This window comes from Acidaminococcus sp. CAG:542 (assembly GCF_000437815.1).
In the GTDB taxonomy this organism is placed as follows: domain Bacteria; phylum Bacillota; class Negativicutes; order Acidaminococcales; family Acidaminococcaceae; genus Acidaminococcus.
The window spans coordinates 5,372-14,669 of the sequence record NZ_FR902071.1; the positions used below are offsets into that span (position 1 = coordinate 5,372).

The window sequence follows — 9,298 nt, forward strand, 5'->3', positions numbered from 1 at the left end:
GGACTCGAACCGACGATCTCCGCCGTGACAGGGCGGCATTCTAACCAACTGAACTACTGGGCCGTTGTCGCTTTGCTTTCCAGCGCCGCTGACTTGTTTAGTATACGATAGAAAGGGATTTTTGTCAACAGGTTTTTGGAAAAACCTGTCAGCAGAGGCAGCAACCTCCTACTCTCTCAGCTCTGCCTCGAACCGTTCCTGGACTTTCTTCACCACCTGGTTAATGATGTCGTTGATTTCCTTGTCCTGGAGGGTCCGGGTGAGATCCTGGAAGGTAAGGCTGAAGGCCACGCTCTTGCAGCCGTTCTTCACCTGCTTGCCGCTGTACACGTCGAACAGCCGCACATCCTTCAGCAGGGGGCCGGCCTGATTGCGGATCTCCGCCATCAGGTCAACGGCGCTGACGGTCTTGGGCACCACCACAGCAATATCCCGGCTGGTGCTGGGGAACTGGGGAATATGGGTGAACTGGGGAATCCGTTCCGCTTCTTCCACAAAGCTGTTCAGATCCATTTCCAGCACATAGGTTTCAGCGCTGAGACAGAACCGTTCCTGTACCTGGGGATGGAGAGCCCCCATAAAGCCCACGGCCTTTCCGTTGTGGAGCACCGTGCAGCTCTTCCCGGGATGGAGGAATTTCTCTTCCGGTTTGGCGTAGGTCACGTTCCGGGCCTGGAGCACGTCCAGCACCCCTTCCAGATCCCCTTTCAGGTCGAAGAAATCCACCGCATCCTTGCTTTCGGTCCAGTTCAGCTCGTTCCGTTTCCCGGCCAGCACCACGCACAGACGGGTCTTTTCCGCCGGCTGTTCCGTAAGAGGCAGGGCTTTGGGCAGGAACACCCGCCCCACTTCGAACAGGGCCACCCGGTCGTTCTGCCGGGCCAGGTTGTAGGCGGCTGTGTTCAGCAGGCTGGGCACCATGGTGGTCCGCATGGTCCGGAAGTCGTCGCTGATGGGGTTAATGATCTGGACGGCCTGCCGGCGGCTGTCTTCGGCAGCCAGGCCCAGTTTGTCAAAGTCCCCGGCGTTGATGAAGGTGTAGGTCATCACTTCGTCCAGTCCGGCGTCAGCCAGCCAGTTCCGTACCTTGTCCTTTACATCTTCCATGGGAGCCTGTCCCCCACGGGCCATATCCAGCTGGGGCAGGGTGGACGGAATCTTGTCATAGCCGTACATCCGGGCCACTTCTTCGGAAAGGTCCGCATCGCAGGTGCAGTCGTTCCGCCAGGTGGGGACGGTCACCAGCCAGCTGCCGTCGGCCTGGGGTTCCACCTGGAACCGGAGCCCTTCCAGGATGGTCCGCATCTGTTCGTCGGTGATTTCTTCCGTTCCGATCCGCCGGCGGAGGGCTTCCGGCACCGCCTTGATCTTTACCGGTTCCTGGGGCACCGGGTAGTCTTCCACCACACCGGCTACGACCTTGCAGGCCCCCATTTCTTCCAGCAGATGGACGGCCCGGTCCAGGGCGTCATGGTCCCGGATGGTGTCCACGCCCCGTTCGAACCGCTGGGAGGCTTCACTGCGCAGGCCCAGGTCCTTGGAGGTGTGCCGGATGCTGGGACCGTAGAAGGTGGCGGATTCCAGCATGACGTTTACGGTCTTGCCGGTGACTTCCGTAGCCAGGCCCCCCATGACACCGGCCAGGCCGATGGCCTTTTCCGGATCGGCGATGACAATCATGTTGGGGTTCAGGTCCCGTTTCTGGCCGTCCAGGGTCACCAGGGTCTCCCCTTCTTCCGCCCGGCGGACGATCCAGGTGTGGTCCTTCACCGTGTCATAGTCGTAGGCATGCATGGGCTGGCCCAGTTCCATCATCACATAGTTGGTCACGTCCACCACATTGTTGATGGGACGGATGTTCACAGCCCGGAGCAGTTTCTGCATCCATTCCGGAGATTCCGTCACCTGGATATCCTTCACCATCCGCATGGCAAACCGGGTGCACAGGTCCGGACAGCCGATTTCCACTTTGGCGCAGTCAGCAACGTTCCCGGCGGCTTCGTCTTTGGTGGCCAGTTTGGGCAGGCGCAGGGTCTGTCCCAGCACGGCGGCAGTTTCCCGGGCCAGGCCCAGCATGTTGAAGCAGTCGCTGCGGTTGGCGGTCAGGTCGATATCCAGTACCACATCGTCCAGCCCCAGCAGCTTCTTCACATCCACCCCGATGGGGGTGCTTTCCGGCAGGATGAAGATCCCGTCCCGCTGTTCCGGCAGCAGCAGTTTGGCGTCGATGCCCAGTTCCCCGGCGCTGCACAGCATGCCGTTGGAATCCAGGCCCCGCATCTTGGCCGGTTTCAGGGTCATGCCATTGGGCAGATGGGAGCCCACCACGGCTACAGGCACCATGTCGTTCTGGTGCACATTCTGGGCCCCGGTGAGAATCTGGACCAGAGCATCCCCGCCCAGGTCCATCTGGCAGATCCACAGATGGTCAGAATTGGGATGCCGTTCAATCTGGGCCACCTTCCCGGTGATGACCCCTTCCAGGCCTTCTCCCAGATGGATCACCTGTTCCACTTCCAGGCCCACCCGGGTCAGTTTGTCCGCCAGCACTTCCGGCGTTACGGGAATATCCACATATTGTTTCAACCAATTAATAGAAGCTAACATATCTCTTTGCCTCCCTCTTAGAATTGACGGATGAACCGCAGGTCATTTTCGAAGAACAGACGGAGATCGTCGATGCCGTACCGCAGCATGGCAATCCGTTCCACGCCCATCCCGAAGGCAAAGCCCTTCATTTTGTCCGGGTCGTAGCCGCTCATCCGCAGCACGTTGGGATGCACCATCCCGGCCCCCAGGATTTCCAGCCAGCCGGAGTTCTTGCACACCCGGCAGCCTTTGCCCCCGCACATGACGCAGCTGATATCCACTTCGCAGGAGGGTTCTGTAAAGGGGAAGAAGCTGGGCCGCAGCCGGATCTTTACGCTGTCCCCGAACATTTCCTTGCAGAACAGTTCCAGGGTCCCTTTCAGGTCCCCCAGAGAAATGTCCTTGTCCACCACCAGCCCTTCCACCTGATGGAACATGGGGGAATGAGTGGCGTCATAGTCGTTCCGGTACACGGTGCCCGGGCAGATCATCCGGATAGGGCTGTTGGGTTCCCGGCTCTGCATGGTGCGGGCCTGTACCCCGGAAGTCTGGGTCCGGAGCAGGATGTCGTCAGTGATGTAGAAGGTGTCCTGCATGTCCCGGGCCGGATGGTCCTTGGGCAGGTTCAGGGCTTCAAAGTTGAAGTAGTCCGTTTCGATTTCCGGTCCTTCCACCACTTCGAATCCCATGCGCATGAAGACTTTCTTGATGTCCCGGAGGGTCTGGGTCACAGGATGGAGATGGCCCAGGGCCGGTTTCCGTCCCGGCAGGGTAAAGTCCAGGGTTTCACTGGCCAGTTTTTCTTCCATCTGATGGGCTTCCAGGAGCTTCATCTGTTCGTTGATCCGCTGTTCCACCTTGGCCCGGACTTCGTTGACCATTTTGCCGATTTTCGGCCGTTCTTCCGCCGCCACGTCTCCCAGGCTCCGGAGAATGGAGGTCAAGGCCCCCTTCTTGCCCAGGTACTGGACCCGGATGTTCTTCAGATCTTCCACACTTTTGACTTCGCTCAGATCCTTCTGGATCTTCTCCCGCAGTTCCTGCAGTTTGTCACTCATGTTCACGCCTCCTAAAAAAATAGAACCTCCGTCCCCACAAGGGGCGAAGGTTCGCGGTACCACCCTATTTTTTCACTCATCTGGCCGATAACGCTGCCGGCGCCGGGCCTACTCCGTTCAGTCCGGTTGCTCCCAGGTGAACTTCCCCATTTCTTTCCGTGCGGGGCTCCCACCTGCTCCCCACTCTCTGTGACCTCCGGAAATGCGTACTCTCCTGTTCATGGCAAGGTATGGAATTGAATGGAACCATTATAGCACAGTTGAAGGAAGGGGGCAAGGGCTGTATAATAGTAGATACATTGCCACGAATCGGAGGAAAAATCATGGAACAACTGGAATCCATTGTAAAATCCATCCGGGAGAACCTGACCGGGAACTCCCAGAAAGACATCAAATACCTGCAGGGGTGCATGGAACTGTACCGGGACCACCCTCTCCACCGGGAAATCGCCCGGTTCTGCAGCCAGCTGCTGTACAAGCTGATGCCGGAGGAAAGCCGCCAGCATTTTGCAGACATGTTCAGCCAGGCTTTCGACAAATTCCGGGCTCATCTGGAAGAAGCCCGGAAGCTGACCGCTGCCCGGGATTTTGACAAGGCCCGGGAGCTGCTGGCCCCCCATATCCAGGAAGCGGAACATTCCGCCCTGTTCCAGCCGGATTCGGAAGTGGAATTCCGGTCCTTTGCAGAACCCATGGAAATGGTGCTGTTCCAGCAGTTTTACCAGCCGAAAAAGAACGTCCAGCAGGCCCCCTTCCCCTTCCACCTGCTGTATCTGGTCCAGGGGGAACTGGAACTGGCCCAGGGGAACCTGAAAAACGCCCGGAAGGCCCTGGAAAAAGGGCTCCGGTGGGATCCGGCCAGCGCCCCGGTGCGGGCGGCCTATCTGGCGGTGCTGAAGGATGAGGCCGACTGGGAAAGCTTCGGCCGGGTGAACCGGGAAGCGTTCCGTGAGGCCTTCCGTCCTGCTGACCTGGCCCGGTGCTACCGGAACCAGGGAGCCCTGCTGCTCCATAAGGAAGACTGGCAGGGAGCCCGGTACGCCTATCTCATGAGCCTGAACTTCCAAGATTCGGAAGAAGCCAAAAAACAGCTCCAGACCCTGGCGGAAAACCAGAAGCTGGACGGGAAACCGGCCACCCGGGAAGAACTGGCCGCCTTCGCCCAGAAGGAAGCCATCCCCCTGGGCCCCAATCCGGAAGTCCTCCGGCTGGCCGCCGGAGGAGCCCAGGCCTGTCACAAAGCCGGCCGGGAAAAAGAAGCGGAATACTACCTGGGCCTGATCCGGCCCTTCCTGACGGAAAAGGATATGGAAGAGCTGAAGAAAAAGTTGGGATATTAAAAAAAGGTGCCTCCGGGCACCTTTTTTTGTCAATGGTCACTGGATCGTCCAGAGACCAGTGACCATTGACAGCCCGTTACCCCATCCTGATGATCCTCTGCCCTTCCATCATCCGGGAGAACCGGTGGGAGATGCTGAGGACGCTGCGGCCCTGGGCGGCCCTTTCCAGGGCTTTCAGTACCTTTTCTTCCGTCTGGCTGTCCAGGTTGGCAGTGATTTCGTCCAAGAGCAGCAGCCGGGGTTCTTTGGCAACGGCCCGGGCAATGTTCAGCAGCTGGAGTTCTCCCTGGGAGAACAGCCCGTCCGCCATGGGGGTGTCCTTCCCCTGGGGCAGCCGGTCCACCGCCTCCTGCAGGCCCACCAGTTCCAGGGCCCGGTCCGTCTGGTCCGCAGTCACCGATCCATCTCCCAGGGTCACCTGGTCCCCTACGGTACCGGGCACCGGAGAAAATTCCTGTTCCACACAGCCGTACAGGCTCCGTTTCTCCTCTTCCGGCAGGCTCCCGGCCCGGTATCCCATCAGGGCCACCGTCCCCTGCTGGGGGCCGTACAGCCCCAGGAGCAGCTTGAACAGGGTGCTTTTGCCGCAGCCGCTGGGCCCCATAAGGATCACCTGTTCCCCCGGCTCCAGGCTGCAGGAAAAGTCCTTCAAAATGGGTCGGGCCGGATCATACCCGAAGGTCACATGGGAAAAAGCCACTGCCTTGTCCCGGATTCCTTCCGGCAGCGGTTCCCGGCTCACAGAAGTCCGCTCCTCTTCATCCAGGAATTCCCCGATATGCTGGATCCCGGCCATGGCGCTCTGGATGCTCTGGATTTCCATGCCGATGCTCTCCAGGGGCCCGAAGATTTTCCCCACATAAGCGATCACCGCCACGGCGGACCCTACGGAAAGGCCGAAGAGATCCGCCCAGCCAGGGCCCAGGGCCGCCCCCACCATGATCACCGCCACCACTGCCGCCTGGGTCACCAGGATAATGGGAGAATAGATCCCGTCGAACACATTGGCCCGGTTGATGGCCCGGAAGCTGTCGGTGATCAGGGTATCGTACCGGTCTTCCATATACTGTTCCTTCCCCAGGGAATGGATGGTCCGGATGTTCCGGATGGTTTCCGGCACATGGCTGTTCACCCGCCCGATGGCCCGGCGGTTTTCCCGCTGGGCGGCCAGGGTCCCTTTCTGGAAGTGCCGGGTGAGCCCAAACAGCAGGGGCAGCAGCAGGCATAGGATCCAGAACAGCCCCTGGCTCCGGCTCCACAGGATCCACAGAATCCCCAGCAGCTTGCAGGCATCCGCCAGCATCCCCACGATCCCGTCTGAATACAGGGCATCGATGGTGTCCCCGTCGTTGACAAAAATGGACGTGGTCTGGCCGCTGGGATGGCCGGTGAAGTACCGGGCCGGCAGCCGGTCCAGTTTGGCGCACAGGGTGGACCGGAGACCGTGGGTCACCTTCTGGCCGAACAGGGTAATGGCCCCGTTCTGGGCGGTTTCGCAGCAGTCCGACAGCACCGTAAGACCGATGTACAAGAGGCCCAGCTGCCAGGGGATCCCCCGTCCTTCCGTCAGGCTGTTCACCGCCCGTTCCAGCACCAGGGGCGGCAAAAGGGAGGTGCCCACAGAAAGGACCACCAGCACCGCCACCAGGGCTCCGGACCGGGGATGGGCCCGGAGGGTTCCCTTCACGCTTTCCCAAACAGGATTCTTCCTACTCATCCAGATCCACCCCTTCCTGCTGAAGCTTTACCAGCCGGGCATAGCCGGGCTCCTGCTCCATGAGCTTTGCATGGGTCCCGAAGACCCCTCGTCCCTCTTCCAGGAACAGGACCCCGGTAAATTCCGGGAAATGGGTGAGCCGATGGGAAATCAAAAGGATCACCCGGTCCGGGAAAGCCCGGCGGATGTTCTCCAGGATCTTCGTTTCCCCTTTCCGGTCCACTGCCGCAAAAGGATCGTCCAGCACCAGCACCGACCGGGCATGGGCCAGGGTCCGGGCCAGGGCGATCCGGGCCTGCTGCCCGCCGGAAAGCCGGGTGCCTTCGCTGCCCACCGGAGTATCCACTCCCTGGGGCATGGCCGCCACCTCTTCTGCCAGATTGGTCATGGCCAGGTATTTTTCCACATCCACCGGGTCTCCCAGGGCAATGTTCTCCCCAATGGAAGTGCTGAGGAGCTCCGGATCGTGGCCCAGATAGGAAACAAGGCTCCGGCGCCGTTCCCGGTCTAGGGTATGGAAATCTTCCCCATGGCACAGCAGGGTCCCGGTCCAGGGCACTTCATCCAGGAACACCTTCCCCAGAAGGCTCTTTCCGCAGGCCACCGGTCCCGTAATGCCGATAATGTCCCCGGGATGAGCGGCAAAAGAAATCCCGGAAAGGCCTTCCTCCTGGCCCGGATAATGGCAGGCCAGGTCCCGGACTTCCAGATCCGCCGGTTCCACCGGCCCCAGTGGCTGTTCTTCCCCTTCCGGAGCCGCCTGCTGGAGCAGGGGCTTGATCCGCTGCCAGGAAACCTGGGCCTTCTGGACCGCATTGAACAGTTTGGCCGCATGGCTGGTCTTTACCGCCAGTTTGGTGAAGCAGGCCAAAAAGGTGGTGAAACTGGCAATGTTCCACAGTTCCCACCCGGTGCCCTGGACATTTTTCGCCCCGAACCAGAAGATCATCCCGGTGCCCGCCATGGCAATGGCATCGTACAAAGGCCCCAGGGCCCCTTCAAAGATGTTGGCCCGGGCGCTGGCCTTTTCGTAGGCGGTCAGCTGGTTTTCGTAGGCGGCATCCCGGTTCTGTTCCTGGCCGTAGATCCGGTAGGTCAGAGCATGGCTCACCCGGTCCAGGGTCAGGGTGTTCAGCCGGGCTTCCGTGGCCTTGTAGACCCCGTTGGCCTGGGCCACCTGCTTTTTCAGCCGGTTGGCGATCCAGTAGGCCGCCGGGGTGAAGCTGCAGGCCAGCAGGGTCAGCCGCCAGTCGTAGGCCAGCAGCAGGCTCAGGTACACCACCATCACCACCCCGGTGTCGAACACTTCCGTGGTGAATTTCCGCATCCCTTCCGCACAGGCATCCACGTCCCCCATGGCCTTGGTCATCAGGTTCCCCAGGTTTTCCTGCTGGAGCTGCCGGGCTTCCAGGCGCACCAGGCTGTGGTACAGGGTATGGCGCATGGTCCGGCTCACCCGGTTGGAAAACAGCCGCACACTGTAGCGCTTCCCGGCCCGGGACAACTGGACCAGGAAGATCACCCCCACATACAAAGCTGCCAGACGGATCATGTCCCCGGCAGTGGCTTTGCCCTGGAAAATGTCGTAGAGGCACTGGGCCAGCTGGCCTTCAAAATAGGGCCCCGCCCCCATGCCCAGGTTGTACAGGATGCCGGTGACCGTCACCACCAGCAGGACGGCCTTTTCCTGTCCAAAATAGGAAAGGATCCGATCCGGCCGCTCCACCTCCCGGATTCTGCCTTCAAACATAAAAAAACCGCCCCCCAGTGCTGTCGTTGTATCTTTATAGTATACAGCACTGGAAGGCGGGGAAAGATAAACTTTTTGAAAAAGAAGTCAGAACGGCCCTGGCGGGCCTTTCAGAAGTCAGATGTCAGCTTGACCCGCGATAAACAGAACGGTCCTGCATCTGGCGGGCCTCCCGGCGTGAGGCCCCTACGGCACCGCAATGGGGCATTGGATCCACACCGTCACACTCTTCACTCTTCACTCTTCACTTGTTCCCAACGTACAAAACTGACGTCTGACGTCTCAAGGCCCGTCAGGGCCGAATCTGACTTCTTCTCTTCCTCACTCCGCCTGATGCACGTGGATCTCCCGGATCACGCCCTGCCTTACCTTGAAGGCCAGGGTGGTGGTTTTGTTGGCATGGTATTCATAGATGGTTTCGTCCAGCCGGTCGTGGTTCTTCTGGTTGTCCTCTTCCGGAATCTTGGGAGATTCATACTTTTTGGTCCAGACGGCGTCCGCCTGGCCGTACACATCGTTCAGCACCGTTTCCGCCATCCCTGGCCGGACCCCGTCCACTGTGGCATCTTCCCGGTTGGTGGTTTTGATGTCCATGAGCAGATAGGGCATTTCCGGGCTGAAATGCACCAAAAGCAGCGTACGGGAAGGATAGGAATATTCCATGGTCCCCCGGCCGTATTTCACCGACTGGGGCGCCCCCAGCACCTCCTCCACCTGGCTCTGGGAAATGCCGGTACGCACCCCCGCCACCCCGGCCTGGCTTGGGTAGATGGAACAGCTGATGGTAATGGCTCCCAGATTGGACATGATCTCCGGTTCCCGGGCCAGGGCCGTTCCCCCAACC

Annotated in this window: 6 protein-coding genes, 1 tRNA gene and 1 other annotated feature (1 of these 8 only partly in view); of the genes, 1 reads left to right on the plus strand and 6 read right to left on the minus strand. The window is 60.1% G+C overall.

What is annotated here, in order from left to right:
* The 3 genes from QVO43_RS05495 to pheS form a co-directional block, all read right to left on the minus strand.
* Positions 1 to 63, minus strand: a tRNA-Asp gene (locus QVO43_RS05495) (it extends 33 nt beyond the left edge of the window).
* A 105-nt stretch (positions 64 to 168) separates the two neighbouring features.
* Positions 169 to 2,607 (minus strand): phenylalanine--tRNA ligase subunit beta, encoded by a 2,439-nt coding sequence (pheT, locus tag QVO43_RS05500; protein WP_022487558.1) that lies wholly within the window; start codon positions 2,605 to 2,607, stop codon positions 169 to 171.
* A 17-nt stretch (positions 2,608 to 2,624) separates the two neighbouring features.
* Positions 2,625 to 3,647 carry a phenylalanine--tRNA ligase subunit alpha gene (gene pheS / locus QVO43_RS05505; RefSeq protein ID WP_022487559.1) on the minus strand — a complete coding sequence of 341 codons (1,023 nt, stop codon included), beginning with the start codon at positions 3,645 to 3,647 and terminating at the stop codon, positions 2,625 to 2,627.
* Positions 3,648 to 3,683: 36 nt separating this feature from the next.
* Positions 3,684 to 3,878 (minus strand) — a binding site (T-box leader).
* Positions 3,879 to 3,970: 92 nt separating this feature from the next.
* Here pheS and QVO43_RS05510 point away from each other — a divergent pair.
* Entirely contained in the window at positions 3,971 to 4,987 is a 1,017-nt protein-coding gene (locus QVO43_RS05510) for a hypothetical protein (protein ID WP_022487560.1), read from the plus strand.
* A 76-nt stretch (positions 4,988 to 5,063) separates the two neighbouring features.
* Here the strand turns inward: QVO43_RS05510 and QVO43_RS05515 are convergent, their stop codons facing one another.
* The 3 genes from QVO43_RS05515 to QVO43_RS05525 all read right to left on the minus strand — a co-directional run.
* Positions 5,064 to 6,704, minus strand: a complete 1,641-nt coding sequence (locus QVO43_RS05515) for an ABC transporter ATP-binding protein (RefSeq protein WP_022487561.1) — start codon at positions 6,702 to 6,704, stop codon at positions 5,064 to 5,066.
* Positions 6,697 to 8,454, minus strand: a complete 1,758-nt coding sequence (locus QVO43_RS05520; RefSeq protein ID WP_022487562.1) for an ABC transporter ATP-binding protein — start codon at positions 8,452 to 8,454, stop codon at positions 6,697 to 6,699. The genes QVO43_RS05515 and QVO43_RS05520 overlap by 8 nt, the downstream gene beginning before the upstream one ends.
* 321 nt (positions 8,455 to 8,775) lie before the next feature.
* Positions 8,776 to 9,298 (minus strand): hypothetical protein (locus tag QVO43_RS05525; protein WP_288174586.1); only part of this gene is annotated, 523 nt, incomplete at its 5' end.

Coding starts and splice junctions, on each gene's coding strand:
- pheT (WP_022487558.1), bottom strand. CDS start 2,607: ATGTTAGCTTCTATTAATTGGTTGAAACAATATGTGGATATTCCCGTA.
- pheS (WP_022487559.1), bottom strand. CDS start 3,647: ATGAGTGACAAACTGCAGGAACTGCGGGAGAAGATCCAGAAGGATCTG.
- QVO43_RS05510 (WP_022487560.1), top strand. CDS start 3,971: ATGGAACAACTGGAATCCATTGTAAAATCCATCCGGGAGAACCTGACC.
- QVO43_RS05515 (WP_022487561.1), bottom strand. CDS start 6,704: ATGAGTAGGAAGAATCCTGTTTGGGAAAGCGTGAAGGGAACCCTCCGG.
- QVO43_RS05520 (WP_022487562.1), bottom strand. CDS start 8,454: ATGTTTGAAGGCAGAATCCGGGAGGTGGAGCGGCCGGATCGGATCCTT.